Consider the following 16,222-nt stretch of genomic DNA (forward strand, 5'->3'; position numbering starts at 1 on the left):
ACGAGGTAACCGCTTGGACAGTCGCATCATCGTGTCGCTCGACTTTGCCACCGCTTCATCGGCAGCAGGCCTCGTGCGGCAATTGGGCCCCGCAGCGACGTTCTACAAGGTCGGCTTGCAGTTGCTGACCGCAGCCGGGCCTTCGGTCGTGCGCGAGCTCGTGGACGGAGGCAAGCGTGTGTTCCTGGACCTCAAGCTGCTGGAGATTCCGAGTTCGGTTGCGGCGGCCGTGACCGCAGTGGGGCAGATCGGCGCCTCGATGGTGACTGTCCATGCCTCGGGCGGCTCGGCGGTGCTTCGGTCCGCGGTCGAGGCCGCGCGCCACTTTCCTCGATTGAAGGTACTCGCACTCACCGTCATCACCAGCATGGACGACGAAGACCTGCGCGAAGTGGGTGTGGGCTCGACAGTGCGCGAACAGGTTCTGCGCCTCGCACGGCTTGCCGTTGCCGCGGGATGCCACGGCGTCGTCGCTTCGCCGCTCGAAGCGCGGATGCTCCGGGAGACTCTCCCATCGGACACGCTGATCGTCACACCCGGCATACAGCTGGCCGGTGATTCGAAGAAGGGCGACCATGCGCGCTTCACCACGGCGGCGCAGGCCATCGGCGCTGGCGCGACGCATGTGGTCGTCGGCCGTCCGATATCACGCGCTTCGAATCCCGCAGATGCCTTTGCCGCACTGCGCGCGGAGCTGTCGGCAGCGCGGTGAAAGCAAGCGCTATTCGATCTTCAGGTCGGCAATGAAATGTTCACGCCGTTCAAGCGCCTTCAGTGCCTTCTTCCCTAGATCGGTGGCGATCAGGTTCAGCAGGCCCTCGCAGAAGATGACGTAGGCGCCCATCGAGTTGCTGAAGAAGGCGCTGCCGTGCGGCACGAAGAACGCATGTTTCGCGAAGGTCGCAAGCGGCGATGCCCGGTTGTCGGTGATGGCGATGACCACCATTCCCGCGGCGGCCGCGGCCGCTGCCGTCTCGGCGATGCTGCGCGTGTAGGGCTCGACGCTCGTCACCACCACCAGGTCGCCAGGCTGCAACTGGGCCAGCCCTTCGGCAACGCCGAGCCCGTGCGGATCGAGCAGTGCCACATCGCCTCGCACCATGGCGAGGCCGTAGCTCAGGAAGCTCGCCAGCGCGCTGAATTGCCGAAGCCCGTGTACGCGGACTCGCGGCGCCGTGGCAAGCAGCCGGGCTGCCTGCTTCAATTCGTCGGCCGAGAGCTGCGCGAGGAAGCCCTCGATGTTCGCGATCGAATCCTTGGCAATCTGCACCATGGTTGCGATTTCCGGACGCTCGCTGCCAGGCCCCGATTGCGAGCGCTCGGAGGCATGCGCGACCAATCGACCGGCCTGCTCGCTGTAGAAGTGGCGGTGATGCGAGGCCAGGCCGTCGCGGAACACCGTCTGGAAATCGACGAAGCCCGCATAGCCGAGCCGGGTCGCCAGGCGCGTCAGCGTCGATGCGTTCACACCCAGCGATTCGGCCAACTCGGTGATCGTGCGCACCGCCACCTCTTCCGGGCGTTCGACCAGGCGTGCCAGCACGCTGTGCGCCTTGCCGCCCATCGAGATCAGCGCATCGCCCCGGCCCACGCGCACCGTCAGTGCGCGCAGCGCCTCGACAGTGCGTGGTGGCGAGGCGTTGGACCCGGTGTCAGGCGGAGTGGGCGCGCTGGCTTTTTTCGGTGCTTGCATGGCCGTCGATCATATGGAATCGTGGCGGCTGCGCTGGATGCTCGTACACCTGCCATTCGATGCGCGACGCACCGATGCGGATGTCTGCCGTTGCCATCGTGTTCTCGCCATCGCTGTCGGCCGGATCGGCGCGCAGGATCGGAAACGCAGCATCGCCATGGTCGGCAAGCACGCGCAGGGGATCGGCTGCATTCGAATCGCCGCCCGCCAGCAGGGCGTTGCCGCGATGCTGGCGGTGCTGCGACGAGCCAGTGACGATCTGCGGCAGATCGCGCAGCGTCGCGTGCAGCGCATGGTTGGCATGCAACGCGCGGCCCGTGATCTCGACGGCCGAGCAGGCTTCGGAGCTGAACTCCACGCTGAGCAGTCGAGGCTCATCACGGTGCGCCAGGGTGAGGTGGAAGCCTCCCGCGCGTTCGGTTGAACGAAGCAGCGCGAGTGCCTGTTCCAGGTTCGCCGCCTCGAGCAGTGCCCGCGCCAGCACCATCCGCGGCACGCCGGGGCGCACCCCCAGGCATCGCAGGTTGTTGACTGTCACGGCCAGGCCGCCTTCGGTCACCGCGAAGGTGTGCCCAGGCAGCGATCCGGGATAGACGAACGATGCGAAGGATGCGCCGCCCTCCACCGCGCAGGCCGCAATTGCGCAATGTCCGGCAAAGGCCGGATCGCCGTCTTCGTTGTGCGTGATGCGACGCAGCGTACCGGCCTCTTGCACGGTGGTGCACCCGTCGGGCGCCATGGCCCACAGATCGCCGCGGCAGTTCCACAGGAACACGTCTTCGAACGGCAGTTCCAGGCCGGCGGCCAGGCCCTGCAGTTCGTCCCAGACGCGCGGAAAACCTGTCTGTACCTGGGCGGCCATGGCCTTGGACATCGCCGTACCGCGGTGATGCACGACTGTGGCCCAGGCAGGGGATCGCTGCGTGTAGCCGTGCATCGCCGCGGCGCCGAAACGGCCCAGGGCGCGGCCGGTTTCGAAGGGCGAGCCTCCGGCTTCAAGGTAGATCAATCTCGGCATGTCACTCCACGTGTTGCAGGAAATCGCGCAGGCGCTGGTTCGGTGGGTTGTCCAGAAGTCCGGCGGGGTGGCCGTCGACCGTGATGTGGCCGTGTTCCATGAAGATCAGCCGCGTGCCGACCTTGCGGGCGAACTGCATCTCGTGGGTCACGACCACCATCGTCATGCCCTCTTCAGCCAACGCCTGCATGACGCGCAAGACCTCCTGGCGCAACTCGGGGTCGAGCGCGGAGGTCGGTTCATCGAAAAGCATCAGCTTCGGCTTGACGGCCAGCGCGCGGGCGATGGCCACGCGCTGCTGCTGCCCGCCAGAAAGCTCGCTCGGGTAGTGGTGCATGCGTTCGGCCAGGCCGACCTTGCCGAGCAGTTCCTTCGCCTGGGCGTGGGCCTGCGCCTTGGAGGCACCACGCACCTGGCGCGGCCCGAAGGCCACGTTCTCCAGTGCCGTCATCTGCGGGAACAGGTTGAACTGCTGGAACACCATGCCCGCCTCCTGGCGGATCTCGCGCGTCACGGCATTGCCGCCGCGCACGCTCAGCCCGCCGACCAGCAGGTCGCCGCCGTTGATCTGCTCCAGCGCGTTGATGCAACGCAGCAGCGTCGACTTGCCCGAACCCGAGGGGCCGATCAGCACGACGACCTCGCCCTGGCCGATCTGCAGGTTCACCCGGTCGAGCACCACATTGGCACCGAAGTGCTTCTCGACATTCTTGAATTCAACGATGTTCACAGGACGCGCATCCTTCTTTCGACGGTTCTCAGGCCCAGCGTCAGCACCCCGATCAGCATGAGATAGATCACCGCGACGGCGCTCCAGATCTCGATGGCGCGGAAATTGGCCGCCATGATCTCCTGCCCCTGGCGGGTCAGTTCGCCAACGCCGATGACGATGAAGAGCGAGGTGTCCTTCAGGCTCACGATGAACTGGTTGCCCAGCGCCGGCGTCATGCGCCGAAAGGCGACCGGGCCGACGACGAACGCCAGCACGCGCCACCGGGGCAGCCCCATCGCCAGCCCGGCTTCGCTCAGGCCCCTGGGCACCGAAAGGAAGGCACCGCGCACGATCTCAGCGATGTAGGCGCCGGAGTTGATGATGATCGAGGCAATGGCCGCGGTCATCGGGTCGACGCGCACGCCCAGCAGCCCGGGCAGCGCGAAGTAGATGAACATGACCTGCACCACGATGGGCGTGCCGCGCACCAGTCCCACGTAGGCAAAGCCGATGCTGCTGACGAATCTGCCGCCATAGGCGCGCATCAAGCCGAACAGCAAGCCCAGCAAGGTGCCGCCCAGCAGTCCTGCCACCGTGATGAGCACCGTGAGCCGGGCTCCCTTCAGCAAGGCCGGCAGTGCGCCCGCGATCACTGACCAGTCGAAATCCATGATTTGCTCCGCTGCTGCTCGATCAGGACTTCGGCGGCTCGGTCTTGAACCACTTCCGGTAGATTGCCGCGTAGCGCCCATCCGCCTTGATCTTTGCCAGCGCGCCGTTCACCTGCGCCACCAGCGGACTGCCCTTCGGAAAGCCGATGCCGTACTGCTGCGCCATCATCTGCGGGCCGACCGCCTTCGCCTTGCCTGCACCTGCGGTGGCGATGTAGTAGAGGACATTGGGCGTGTCATGCATGGCGGCCTCCACGCGGCCGGTCATCAGCTCGAGGTAGGCGTTGTCGATGTTCGGGAACTGGCGCAGCTCCGTGCCGGCGAAGTTGGCCTTCGCATAGTCGGCGGCAGAGGTGCCCGTCTTGATGGCCAGGGTCTTGCCCTTCAGGTCCGCCACGCCGGTGATCTTGCTGGCGGTGGGCACCATGAGGATGAAGCCGCTGTCGTAGTAGCCGTCCGAGAAGTCGATGACCTTCTTGCGCTCGTCCTTGATGGTGATGCCCGCCAGTGCGACATCGACATTCCGGGTCTGCAGTGCCGGCAGGATGCCGCTGAAGTCCATCGGTTGCAGCTTGTAGTCGAGCTTGAGTTCCTTCGCAACCGCGTCCCACAGGTCGATGTCGAAACCCACGTATTTGTCGCCCTCCTTGAATTCAAAGGGGACAAAGGCTGTATCGACGGCGACGAGCAAAGGGCCGGCCGCGAGGGCGGGGGCGGCGATCGACGTGGCGAGCGTCGCGGCTGCGAGCAGCTTGAGAACAAGTTTCTTCATGACAATCCTTCTGGAGGTGACAGACTCACCGAATTGGTGCAAATGTATTTGCGTATTTGCAGAATACGCAAATACATTTGCATAATGTGTGCCATGTCCGGCGTTCGCCGCAAGCCCGGGTTTGCCCGGGGCAGCCTTCGGCGCGACCGCCGCGCAGAAAAAAGATGAAGGCGGGTTCAGCCCAGTTGCGGACGCCGCGCGAAAACCGCGCTGTCCATCGTGCTCAGGCCGCCTGCCGCCATGCGACAAGTCCTGCTGTCCGCGCCCGTACTTCCGGCGACGCCAGGCATGTGGCGACGGCCTCGTAGCCTGGAGCGCCGGGACAGGGGACGACCTGCGTCGGTGGACTGTGGTTCGCGGGGCACAGGATGATCGCCTCGTCCGGACCGACGGCAGCCAGGTCGAGGATCGCGCAGGAGCGGGTGAGCATGAAGATCGGCCGCGCGTGCGGTCCGCGGCGGCGCAGCCGGGCGATCAGCGCCTCCTGGGTGGGCTGGTCCAACCCGTGCTCGATCAGGTCCACGACCACGGCACCGGCCCTTCTGCTTCCAGCCCGGCCAGCAATGCAAGCAGGGCATCGGAGGGCGTCGCGCCGTCCTCCACGAGCCAGGCCAGCGCGCGATCGAGCCGAGACTTCAATAGAGAGGCGCCATCGATCCGTGGTCTTGCCGCGGTGCCGCTCTCTGCCAGCCGGTCCAGCCCCAGCCAGGCCGCGTTGGGCAGTGCTTCGGCAATGCGCTGCGCCAGCCGGGTCTTGCCGCTGCCGAGCGGACCGACGATGTAATTGAGCGGCCGGATGTCGCGAAGCTCGAATCGCTCCCCGCCCCAGGGCCAAGGCAGGTCGAAGGCAAGGCGCATTTCGCAGGCGGGTGCCAGCAGGCCCGCCAGTTCGCCGATGGTCGGTGTCTGGCCCTGCGCAACGCCGCTTCGCAAGCCGCGGACCTTGTCGACGGTGTGCGTAAGCTGCTGAAGCTGCGCCTCCAGCGCAGTCTGGTGCGCGGCCAATGCTTGCTCCAGGCCTTGGGAGTTGCCCTCCAGCACCCGCCCGACCTGGGCAAGACTGAAGCCGAGCGCGCGAAGCGCGACGATCTCGCCTGCGCGGGCCATCTCCGCCGGGCCATAGGCTCGCCATCCCGCGGTGGTTCTGCCGGGTTCAACCAGGCCGCGCTGCTCGTAGAGCCGCAAGGCCTTGGCCGAAACGCCGAGCCGTCTCGCCGCTTCGGATGGACTCAAATACGGGGCGGAAGATCGCATGAAATGTTCCTTTCGATGGATCTTCCCCTTTTAGGGGGTGCCCCTGGGGCCGGGTCAAGCTGGAACGCCGAAAAGGCGCGATCGCCGCCTCAAAGCCCGCCCTGGCACAGGTACTTGGTATGCATGTAGTCGTCGAGCCCGTGCACCGAGCCTTCGCGTCCGTAGCCCGATTCCTTCACGCCGCCGAAGGGCGCGGCTTCGGCGGCCAGCGCGCCTTCGTTGATGCCGACGATGCCCGATTCGAGTGCCTCGGCCACGCGCCAGATGCGGCGCACGTCGGTCGAGTAGAAGTAGGCGGCAAGTCCGAAGGGCGTGTCGTTGGCGGCCGCGATCACCTCGGCCTCGGTCTCGAAGCGCGTGACCGGCACCACCGGCCCGAAGGTCTCTTCGCAGCTGCATTCCATGCCTGAATCGGCATTCACCAGCACGGTCGGCGCGTAGTAGTTGGGGCCGTCGCAGCGCGCGGAGCGCAGCCGCTTGCCGCCGACCACAATGCGCGCGCCCTTCGACACCGCTTCGCGCACATGGCGTTCGATCTTGTCGACCGCGCGTGCGTTGATCATCGGGCCGATCTGCGAATCGGGCTCGGTGGCCGGGCCGACCTTGAGCGCGTCCACCCGCGCGGCCAGCTTGTCGACGAAGGCGTCGTGCACCTTGGCCTGCACGAACACGCGGTTCGGGCTCACGCAGGTCTGGCCGCCGTTGCGGAACTTGGCGGCCATGAGGCCTTCGACCGCGGCATCGACGTCGGCGTCTTCGAACACGACGAAAGGCGCATTGCCGCCGAGCTCGAGCGACAGCTTCTTGAGCGTGTCGGCCGAGGCGCGCGCCAGGTGCTTGCCCACCGGCGTGGAGCCGGTGAAGCTGATCTTGCGCACGCGCGCATCGGCGAGCCACACGTCCACCACCTCGGGCGTGCGCTCGCGCGAGGCCGTCACGATGTTGAGCACGCCGGCCGGCACGCCGGCTTCCTGGGCCAGCTTCACGAGCGCGAGCGAGGTCAGCGGCGTGTCCTCGGCCGGCTTGCACACCACGGTGCAGCCCGCGGCCAGCGCGGGCGCGATCTTGCGCGCGATCATCGCGGCCGGAAAGTTCCACGGGGTGATCGCGGCGACCACGCCCACGGGCTCCTTCAGCGCCAGCATGCGGCGACCCGTGACCGGCGCGGGAATCACTTCGCCATTGGCGCGCGTGGCTTCTTCGCCGAACCATTCGACATAGCTGGCCGCATAGGCCACTTCGCCGCGGCCTTCGGCCAGCGGCTTGCCTTGTTCGCGCGAAATGAGGCGACCCAGGTCCTCCTGGTGCGCGAGCATCAGGTCGTTCCAGCGCTTGAGGATCTGCGCGCGCTGCTTGGCCGGCACGGCGCGCCAGGCGGGGAAGGCGGCATGCGCCGCGTCGACCGCGGCGCGTGCGTCGGCAGCGGTGCCGTCGGGCACGCTCGAGAAGACGCCATCGGTGGCGGGGTCGGTCACGTCGAGGCGGCGGCCGTCGCTGGCTTCGCGCCAATCGGCGCCGATGAGCTGTTGGCCGGGCAGCAGGTCCTGGTGTTCAAGGGTCAGTGTCATGGTCGATTCGGGGTTCGTTGAATTCGGCAAGGAGATCCCTTCCAGGAACACCGCGGAACCGGCTTTGCCGGGCCGCTGGTGTTGCCCCCGGAGAGGGGGGTGGCGTAGCGACACGAAGTGCGCGAAGCCTGGGGGTGAGTCAATTCGCCACGCGTTCGGCGATGGCCATGCCCAGCTCGGTGGTCGAGGCCGTGCCGCCCAGGTCGCGCGTGCGCGGCCCGTCGCGAAGCACCGCCTCGATGGCGCCCAGGATCGCATCGTGCGCGGCGCGGCCCGCGCCCTGGCCTTGCGTGAGGAAGTCCAGCATCAGCGCGCCCGACCAGATCATGGCGATCGGGTTGGCGATGTTCTGGCCGTAGATGTCGGGGGCCGAGCCGTGCACCGGCTCGAACAGCGACGGAAACCTGCGCTCGGGATTGAGGTTGGCCGAAGGCGCAAGGCCGATGGTGCCGGTGGTGGCCGGCCCCAGGTCGGAGAGGATGTCGCCGAACAGGTTGCTTGCCACCACCACGTCGAAGCGCGTGGGCTGCAGCACGAAGCGCGCCGAGAGAATGTCGATGTGCTGCTTGTCGATCGTCACCTCGGGATAGTCGCGGCCGATAGCATCGGCGCGGCCGTCCCACCAGGGCATGCTGATCGCAATGCCGTTGCTCTTGGTGGCCACCGTGAGGTGCTTCCTCTTGCGCGACTGGGCGAGCTCGCAGGCATAGCGCAGCACGCGGTCGGTGCCGTGGCGCGAGAACACCGACTCCTGGATCACGATCTCGCGCTCGGTGCCCTCGTACATCACGCCGCCGAGCGAGGTGTACTCGCCTTCGGTGTTCTCGCGCACCACGAGGTAGTCGATGTCGCCGGGCTTGCGGCCGGCCAGCGGGCAGGGCACGCCTTCGAACAGGCGCACCGGGCGCAGGTTGATGTACTGGTCGAACTCGCGGCGGAACTTCAGGAGCGATCCCCAGAGCGACACATGGTCCGGCACGGTGGCGGGCCAGCCGACGGCGCCGAAGTACAGCGCGTCGACGCCCTGGAGCTGTTCCTTCCAGTCGTCCGGCATCATCTGGCCGTGCTCGGCGTGGTAGTCGCAGCTGGCCCAGGCCATGGTGCGGCAGTCGAGCTCGAAGCCGAAGCGCTCCGCGGCGGCCTGCACCACGCGCAGGCCTTCGGGCATCACTTCCTTGCCGATGCCGTCGCCGGCGATCAGCGCAATGCGGAATGTGGGAATCATGCGAGTGCCTCCCGGGTGGATGTGACTGCCGCGCGGTCCATGTCGTCGAGCCAGCCCTGGCGCAGCTCGGGCACCGAGCGCGCGAGCAGCTGGTAGTAGGGGTGGTGAGGCCCGCGCTCGTAGTCGGCGCGCGCCACCTGCGAGAGCTTGCGGCCATGCTGCATCACCACGATCTCGTCGCACACCGAGCGCACCGTGTGCAGATCGTGGCTGATGAACAGGTAGGACACGCCGAGCTCGCGCCGCAGCTCGGCCATGAGGTCGAGCACCGCCGCGGCCACGACGGTGTCGAGCGCGGAAGTCACCTCGTCGCACAGGATCAGGTCGGGCTCGGCCGCCAGCGCGCGCGCCAGGTTGACGCGCTGCTTCTGTCCGCCCGAAAGTCCGCCCGGCAAACGGTCGGCCACCGTGTGCGGCAGCTTCACGAGGTCGAGCAGTTCATGGATGCGCCGCTTGAGCGGTTCGCCGCGCAAGCCCTTGTAGAACTGCAGCGGCCGCGCCAGGATGCGCCAGATGGTCTGCGACGGGTTCAGCGCCGTGTCGGCCATCTGGAACACGATCTGGATGCGGCGCAGCTGCTCGCGCTCGCGCTGCTGCAGCGTGGGCTCGAGCGCGTGCCCGTCGAACATGACGGTCCCGTGGCAGGGCTTGAGCAGGCCGGCGACGGCCCGCGCCAGCGTGGTCTTGCCGGAGCCCGATTCGCCGATCACGCCAATGGCCTGCCCGCGGTAGAGCTTGAGGTTGATGTCCTCGAGGATGATCTTGGCCGGCTGGCCCTTGGCGTCCACCGCGCCATAGCCGCACGAAAGCTCCTGCACGTCGAGCAGCAGCGCGGAATCGCCCGAGGCCTGGCCCGACGCGCGCACCGCGGGCCGCGCCGCTGCCAGCAGGCACTTCGTGTAGTCGTCGGCCGGGGCAGCGAGGATCTGGCCGGTCGCGTTGAGCTCGCTCATCTTGCCGTTGCGCAGCACCAGGATGTGGTCGGCCATCTGCGCGACCACGGCCAGGTCGTGGCTCACGTACACCGCGGTGGCGCGGCGCTCGCGCACCACGCGGCGAAAGGCGCGCAGCACCTCGATCTGCGTCGTCACGTCGAGCGCGGTGGTCGGCTCGTCGAGGATCACCAGCTCGGGGTCGCCGATCAGCGCCATCGCCGCCATCAGCCGCTGCAGCTGGCCGCCGGAGACCTGGTGCGGATAGCGCGCGCCGATGGTTTCGGGATCGGGCAGCGCCAGTTCCCGGAACAGCTGCACCGCCTTGGCCTCGGCCTCGGCCCGCTTGCACAGGCCGTGGATGACGGTCGGCTCGACCACCTGGTCCATGATCGTGCGCGAGGGATTGAAGGAGGCGGCCGCGCTCTGCGCAATGTAGGAGACCGTGCGGCCGCGCAGCGAGCGCTGCTGCGCCGCATCGAGCGCCAGCACGTCGGTGTCGCCGATCTGCACGCGGCCCGCCGAGATGCGGCAGCCGTGGCGTGCATAGCCCATCAGCGCCAGCGCGGTGGTGGTCTTGCCGGAGCCCGACTCGCCGATCAGCGCCAGCACTTCGCCGGGCTGCACCGAAAAGCTCAGGTTGTCGACCAGCGTGCTGCTGCCCGCGCAGATGCGGAGGCCCTGGACAGTGAGTGGTGCGCCCATCAACGTGCTCCTCTTTCGCGCGCGGCACGGCCGGGCAGGTTGTCGATGACGAGATTGACCGCGATGGTCAGGCTCGCGATGGCGAGTGCAGGCACGATCACCGAGGCGCCGCCCATGGCCAGCGCACCGATGTTTTCGCGCACCAGGGAACCCCAGTCGGCCACCGGCGGCTGGATGCCCAGGCCGAGGAAGCTCAGGCTCGCCAGCAGCAGCACGACATAGACGAAGCGCAGGCCCAGGTCGGCCAGCATCGGGCCCGCGATGTTGGGCAGGATCTCGCGCAGCATGATGTAGAGCGTGCCCTCGCCGCGCGTGCGCGCCACGGTCACGTAGTCGAGTGCGTTGATGTTGACGGCCAGCGAGCGCGCGATGCGGTAGGCGCCCGGCACATAGATGATGCCCGCCATGACCACCAGCATCGGCACCGAGGAGCCGAAGCCCGCCACCATGATGAGCGCGAACATCTTGCTCGGGATCGCGGTCAGCGTGTCCAGCCCGCGGCTGAGCACCGCGTCGATCCAGCGGCCGCTGGCGGCAGCCAGCAGCGCCAGCACGGTGCCGGTGCCGCTTGCCAGCAGTGTGGCCAGCAGTGCGACGCCGACCGTGTAGCGCGCCCCTTCGATGACGCGCGCCAGCATGTCGCGGCCGAGGTAGTCGGTGCCCAGCCAGTGCACCGCGCTGATCGGCGCGAAGACGTTCGAGGTGCCCGCGGCTGCCATGCTGTGCGACAGCAGCCACGGCCCGAGCAGCGCCGCGAGCACCCAGAACAGCAGCACCGCGAGGCCGAGCAGGCCGGAGGGTCCGAAGCCGCCGAGCCGGCGCAGCAGGTTGCTTCGCCGCGCGGGCGGCGCGGCGGCGGCGGAAGCCGTGGCATCCGGGGCCAGGGTGGAGGTGGTCGTTTCCATGGAGTTGGCCTCAACGGTGCCGCAGCCGCGGGTTGGCGAGAATGCCGCAGACGTCGGCGGTCGTCACCAGGATCAGATAGGCGCAGCAGAAGATCATGGCGCAGGTCTGCACCAGCGGCATGTCGCGCTGCGACACGCCGTCGACCATCAGCTTGGCGATGCCGGGGTAGTTGAAGATGGTCTCGACGATGATCACGCCGCCCAGCAGGTACGACAGGCTCAGCGCCACCGCGTTGGCGATCGGCCCCACCGCATTGGGCAGCGCATGCGCCAGCACCATGCGCATCGGCGAGGCGCCCTTGAGGCGCACCATCTCGATGTAGGGCGCCTCCAGCTGGTCGATCACCGCCGCGCGGGTCATGCGCATCATCTGCGCCACGATCACGCAGCACAGCACCAGCACCGGCATCGCGAAGGCGCGCAGCATCTGGCCTAGCGACTCGATGTCGTTGACGAAGGACAGCGCCGGCAGCCAGCGCAGCTGCACCGCGAACACCAGCACCGCGAGCGTCGCGACCAGGAACTCCGGCACCGACACCACGCCCACCGCGGCGGTGGAAGCCGCGCGGTCGAACCACGAGCCGCGCCACACCGCCGATGCGATGCCGAGCGTCAACGCGATCGGCACCGAGAACAGCGCCGTGACGGCGGCGAGCAGCAGCGAATTCGGCAGGCGGCTGGCAACGAGCTCGCCGACCGGCATCTGCGTGGTGCTCGACGTGCCGAGATCGCCCTTCAGCAACCCGCCGAGCCAGCGCGCATAGCGCAGCGGCGCCGGCACGTCCAGGCCCATCTGGACACGCAACGCAGCCACCGCTTCGGGTGTCGCGTCCTGGCCGAGCTGCTCCTGCGCGGCATCGCCGGGCAGCACCGAGGTGATCGCGAATACGACCACCGACACCGCCAGCAGCGACAGCAGCGCGAGCACCAGCCGCTGGCCGAGGAGCCTGAGGATCACGGGGTTCATCGCAATGCTCCGGTGGCGACGCGCTGTGGGCGCTGCGTCATGCATCCAGCCATACGTTCTCGGCGAAGTTGTAGCCCATGAGGCCGCCCAGCGGAATGGGCGACAGGCCCTTGAGCTTGGAGGTGTGGCCGTCGATGCTCGAGAGGAACAGCGGGATGCCGATGCCGGCCTCCTGGTGGATCATGGTCTGCATGTCGGCGTACATCTGCTTGCGCTTGGCCAGGTCGGTCTCGGCGCGCGAAGCCAGCAGCAGCTGGTCGAACTTCTCGCTTTTCCAGCGCGACTCGTTCCACGCCGCACCCGACTGGAAGAACTGCGTCAGCAGCACGTCGGCGCTCGGGCGCGGGTTCACGTTGCCAAAGCCCACATGGCTGTTGAGCCAGTGGTTCGACCAGTAGCCGTCGGCCGGCATGCGCTTGATGTCGATCTCCAGCCCCGCGCGCTGCGCCGTCTGCTGCAGCAGCAGCGCCATCTCCACCGAGTAGAGCGCCGCGGGCGAAGCCACCATCGGCACCTTGCCCGTGATGCCGGACTTCTGCAGGTGGAACTTCGCCTTGTCGAGGTCGAAGGGACGCTGCGGCAGGCCGGCGAAGTAGAAGCGGTTGGTCGGATCGACCGGCTGGTCGTTGGCCACCGCGGCATAGTCGAGCGCGATGGTCTTCTTCATCTGCTCGCGGTCGAACAGGTGCTTCATGCCGAGCACGAAGTCCGGGTTGGCACCGGGACCCACGTCCTTGCGCATCACGAGGTCGGAGTACTGGCCGGACTGGGTGACGAAGATGCCGAAGCCCGGCGTGCCCTTCACGCGTTCCACCGAGCGCGGATTGACCGAGCCCACCAGGTCCATGCCGCCCGACAGCAGCGCGTTGACGCGCGCGCTCTCGTCGCCGATGCCGATGAATTCGATTTCGTCGAGGTAGGGCTTGCCGGGCTTCCAGTAGGCGTCGTTGCGTACCATCAGCGAGCGCACGCCGGGCTTGAACTCCTTGAGCTTGTAGGGACCGGTGCCGATGCCGGCGTTGAAGTCGGTGGTGCCTTCCTTGACGATGTGAAAGTGGAAGGTGCCCAGGATCACGGGCAGGTCGGCGTTCGGCGAGGTGAGCACGAAGGTCACCTCGTTCGGGCCGGTGGCCTTGGCGCTTTCGATCTGGTCGGCAAGGATCTTGGCCTTGGAGGCGGTGGCCGCATCCTTGTGGCGCAGGATCGAGAACACCACGTCGGCGGGGGAGAGGGCCTTGCCGTCGTGGAAGGTCACGCCGCGGCGCAAGGTGAAGACCCAGGTCTTGGCGTCCTTGGTGGTGAACGATTCGGCCAGCGCGGGCTGCGGCGTGAGCGTGCCGTCCAGCGTGGTCAGGCCGTTGTAGATCATGTTGCAGCGCGAGTAGTCGGTCTGGTTCGACTGCTTGGCCGGATCGAGCGTGTCGGTGGCCGCGGCCGTGGCGCCCGCCACCCGGATGCGCCCGCCACGCCGTGGCGTCTGCGCATGGGCGGACACGGCCATGCCCGCGAGACTGCCGGCGAGGGTGGCCTGCATGCCGCCGGCCATCAGCATTGCCAGGATGTCGCGGCGCGAGGCGCCGCGCTTGAGCGACTCCATCACACGAAGGCTTTCGCCGGGACCGACGAGGTTTTCGAACCTCTTGTTGCTGCTGTCGCTCATGATGGGTTACTCCTGGATTGATCCCTTGGGTTGAAGAACACGAAACGAAAACGCGTAGCTCGCAGGCGCTCAGGCCAGCCTGTCCTTGAGCGTGTAGTAGAGGCCCACCGCCGGCAGGAACCAGGGCGGACCGAAGTGGCCGGGAATGGCGGGCCAGTCGCGGCCCTGCCAGGGGTTGGCGCCCGCGTCGCCGTTCATCACGGCGGCCATGCGCTCGCCCATGTGAACCGACATCTGCGTGCCATGGCCGCTGTAGCCCATGGCGTAGTAGAGGCCGTCGCGTTCGCCGGCATGGGGCAGGCGGTCCTGCGTGATGTCGACGAGGCCGCCCCAGCAATAGTCGAGCCGCACGGCGCCGAGCTGCGGAAAGGTCTGGGCCAGTCCGGCGCGCAGGATCTCGCCGCTTGCGGCATCGGCCTGCGGGCTGGAGACCGAGAAGCGCGCGCGGCCGCCGAACACCAGCCGGTGGTCGGCCGTGAGCCGGAAGTAGTGGTGGATGTTCGCCACCGTGGTGTAGGTGCGCCGCGCCGCGAGCAGCACCAGCGCGCGGTCCGCACCGAGCGGTTCGGTGACGACGATGAAGCTGCCGATCGGCACGATGCGCCGGCGCAGCCAGCCGAAGCTGCCATAGCCGCCGTGGCGCGTGGCGCCGGTGGCCAGCAGCACCTGCTGCGCGGTGACGACGGCACCGCCGGCGGTGTGCAGCCGGTGCACATGGCCCTGGCCCAGGCGCTCGATGCGGTTCACCGCAGTGCCGGTGTGGATCTGCGCTCCGTAGCGCTGCGCGGCCTCGGCCAGGCCGTGGGCGAAGCGGCCCATGTGCATCTGGCCGCTGCGCTTGTAGAGCAGGCCGCCGTGAAAGCGCTCGCTCTGCACCTCGCCGCGCACCTGCGCCGCGTCGAGGATCTCGACGTCGGTATCCACGCCGTCATGGACCAGGCGCTCGGCGCTGCGTTCGAGTGCGGCCATCTGGTGGGCGCGCGTGGCGAGCTTGAGCTTGCCGTGGCGCATGAAGTCGCAGTCGATGGCTTCGTCGCGCACGAGCCGCGCCACGGTGTCCACCGCGTCGTCGTAGGCGCGGTACCAGGCGCGGGCCTTGTCGATGCCGACCTTGGCGGCCACGTCGGCATAGTCCACCGCCAGCCCGTTGTTGACGTGCCCGCCGTTGCGCCCCGACGCCTCGGCCGCCACCCGCGTGCCGGCCTCCAGTACCGCGACGCGCGCACCGCGCCGGGCCAAGGTCCGCGCCGCCGAGAGGCCGGTGAAGCCCCCGCCGACGATCGCGACGTCGACCTGCGCCGGCAGCTCGTGCGCCTCCGGGGCGAACGCAGGCGCCGAATCGGTCCAGTAGGAGTCGAGCTTCATGGCGTGAGGCTGATGCTGGAAAAAAAGATCAGAGCCCGACGACGCCGGGCAGCCCGCCGATGTCCTGGATCTCGGTATAGCGGTAGGCCGGATTGCCCGGGCCATGGCCGCGATTGACGAACACCTTGTTGACGATGCCGATGTCGTCCGCCGACATCAGGTCGTAGCGCAGGCTGGACGACACGTGCAGCACGTCTTCCGGATTGCAGCCGAGCGAGTCGAGCATGTATTCGAAAGCCTGCAGCCGCGGCTTGTAGGCCTGGGCCTGCTGCGCGGTGTAAACGCGGTGGAAGGGCGCGCCGAGCATCGCCACGTTCTTCTGGATCTGGTCGTCCGAGGCGTTCGACAGGATGACCAGCGGAATTTCTTTCGCCACCTTGGCCAGGTCGGCGGCCACGTCGTCGTGCGGACCCCAGGTGGGCACGGCGTCGTAATATTTCTGGCCGTCGCTGTCGAGGTACTGGATCTTCCACTTCTTGCACAGGCGCCGCACCGCGTTCTTCAGCACCACCTCGTAGGGCTGCCACGCGCCCAGCACTTCGTCGAAGCGGTAGGCGGTGAAGTCGGCGACGAACTGATCCATCTGCTCGGGCTTGATGCGGTCGGCGAAGAGGTCGGTGGTCAGCTCCTTCATGCGGAACCGGGTGAGGGTGCCGTAGCAGTCGAAGGTCACGTATTTGGGACGGAAGGTCATGGTCTCGGGTCCTGTGTAAAAGGTGGCAAATGCGACAAACTCATTACGAAGCGATTGCAGCACGCCGTCGCTCGGGGGATG

14 protein-coding genes and 1 pseudogene are annotated in these 16,222 nt (G+C 67.7%); 1 reads left to right on the forward strand and 14 read right to left on the reverse strand.

Annotated elements, in window-relative coordinates; genetic code table 11:
• Positions 1–13 precede the first annotated feature (13 nt).
• Positions 14–712 (forward strand): orotidine-5'-phosphate decarboxylase, encoded by a 699-nt coding sequence (gene pyrF / locus QFZ47_RS02885; protein ID WP_307654190.1) that lies wholly within the window; start codon positions 14–16, stop codon positions 710–712.
• Between the two features lie 9 nt (positions 713–721).
• Here the strand turns inward: pyrF and QFZ47_RS02890 are convergent, their stop codons facing one another.
• The 14 genes and pseudogenes from QFZ47_RS02890 to QFZ47_RS02955 all read right to left on the reverse strand — a co-directional run bounded on the left by QFZ47_RS02890 (position 722) and on the right by QFZ47_RS02955 (position 16,141).
• Positions 722–1,693, reverse strand: coding sequence for a MurR/RpiR family transcriptional regulator (locus tag QFZ47_RS02890; RefSeq protein WP_307654191.1), 972 nt, complete (start codon positions 1,691–1,693; stop codon positions 722–724).
• Positions 1,653–2,711 (reverse strand): C45 family autoproteolytic acyltransferase/hydrolase, encoded by a 1,059-nt coding sequence (locus QFZ47_RS02895; RefSeq protein ID WP_307654192.1) that lies wholly within the window; start codon positions 2,709–2,711, stop codon positions 1,653–1,655. Before QFZ47_RS02895 ends, QFZ47_RS02890 begins: the two co-directional genes overlap by 41 nt.
• Position 2,712: 1 nt before the next feature.
• Positions 2,713–3,441 (reverse strand): glutamine ABC transporter ATP-binding protein GlnQ, encoded by a 729-nt coding sequence (gene glnQ / locus QFZ47_RS02900; protein ID WP_307654193.1) that lies wholly within the window; start codon positions 3,439–3,441, stop codon positions 2,713–2,715.
• The gene (gene glnP / locus QFZ47_RS02905) at positions 3,438–4,094 is read right to left on the reverse strand and encodes a glutamine ABC transporter permease GlnP (RefSeq protein WP_307654194.1); all 657 of its coding nucleotides are present in this window, start codon (positions 4,092–4,094) and stop codon (positions 3,438–3,440) included. Before glnP ends, glnQ begins: the two co-directional genes overlap by 4 nt.
• 22 nt (positions 4,095–4,116) lie before the next feature.
• Positions 4,117–4,866, reverse strand: a complete 750-nt coding sequence (gene glnH / locus QFZ47_RS02910) for a glutamine ABC transporter substrate-binding protein GlnH (RefSeq protein ID WP_307654195.1) — start codon at positions 4,864–4,866, stop codon at positions 4,117–4,119.
• A 223-nt stretch (positions 4,867–5,089) separates the two neighbouring features.
• A pseudogene (locus QFZ47_RS02915) lies at positions 5,090–6,120 on the reverse strand (MerR family transcriptional regulator).
• An 89-nt stretch (positions 6,121–6,209) separates the two neighbouring features.
• Entirely contained in the window at positions 6,210–7,688 is a 1,479-nt protein-coding gene (locus tag QFZ47_RS02920) for an NAD-dependent succinate-semialdehyde dehydrogenase (RefSeq protein ID WP_307654196.1), read from the reverse strand.
• Positions 7,689–7,827: 139 nt separating this feature from the next.
• Positions 7,828–8,913 carry a tartrate dehydrogenase gene (locus QFZ47_RS02925; protein ID WP_307654197.1) on the reverse strand — a complete coding sequence of 362 codons (1,086 nt, stop codon included), beginning with the start codon at positions 8,911–8,913 and terminating at the stop codon, positions 7,828–7,830.
• A complete protein-coding gene (locus QFZ47_RS02930; protein ID WP_307654198.1) occupies positions 8,910–10,550 on the reverse strand; it encodes an ABC transporter ATP-binding protein in 1,641 nt (546 codons plus the stop codon). Before QFZ47_RS02930 ends, QFZ47_RS02925 begins: the two co-directional genes overlap by 4 nt.
• Positions 10,550–11,455: an ABC transporter permease gene (locus tag QFZ47_RS02935; RefSeq protein WP_307654199.1), complete on the reverse strand. Its 906-nt coding sequence runs from the start codon at positions 11,453–11,455 to the stop codon at positions 10,550–10,552. The genes QFZ47_RS02930 and QFZ47_RS02935 overlap by 1 nt, the downstream gene beginning before the upstream one ends.
• 10 nt (positions 11,456–11,465) lie before the next feature.
• Positions 11,466–12,422, reverse strand: coding sequence for an ABC transporter permease (locus tag QFZ47_RS02940; RefSeq protein ID WP_307654200.1), 957 nt, complete (start codon positions 12,420–12,422; stop codon positions 11,466–11,468).
• Positions 12,423–12,459: 37 nt separating this feature from the next.
• A complete protein-coding gene (locus tag QFZ47_RS02945; RefSeq protein ID WP_307654201.1) occupies positions 12,460–14,082 on the reverse strand; it encodes an ABC transporter substrate-binding protein in 1,623 nt (540 codons plus the stop codon).
• Between the two features lie 69 nt (positions 14,083–14,151).
• A complete protein-coding gene (locus QFZ47_RS02950; protein ID WP_307654202.1) occupies positions 14,152–15,447 on the reverse strand; it encodes an NAD(P)/FAD-dependent oxidoreductase in 1,296 nt (431 codons plus the stop codon).
• 28 nt (positions 15,448–15,475) lie between these two features.
• A complete protein-coding gene (locus QFZ47_RS02955; RefSeq protein WP_307654203.1) occupies positions 15,476–16,141 on the reverse strand; it encodes a haloacid dehalogenase type II in 666 nt (221 codons plus the stop codon).
• Positions 16,142–16,222: the final 81 nt, after the last annotated feature.

The sequence above is a fragment of the Variovorax paradoxus genome, from assembly GCF_030815975.1.
Lineage (GTDB): Bacteria > Pseudomonadota > Gammaproteobacteria > Burkholderiales > Burkholderiaceae_C > Variovorax > Variovorax paradoxus_N.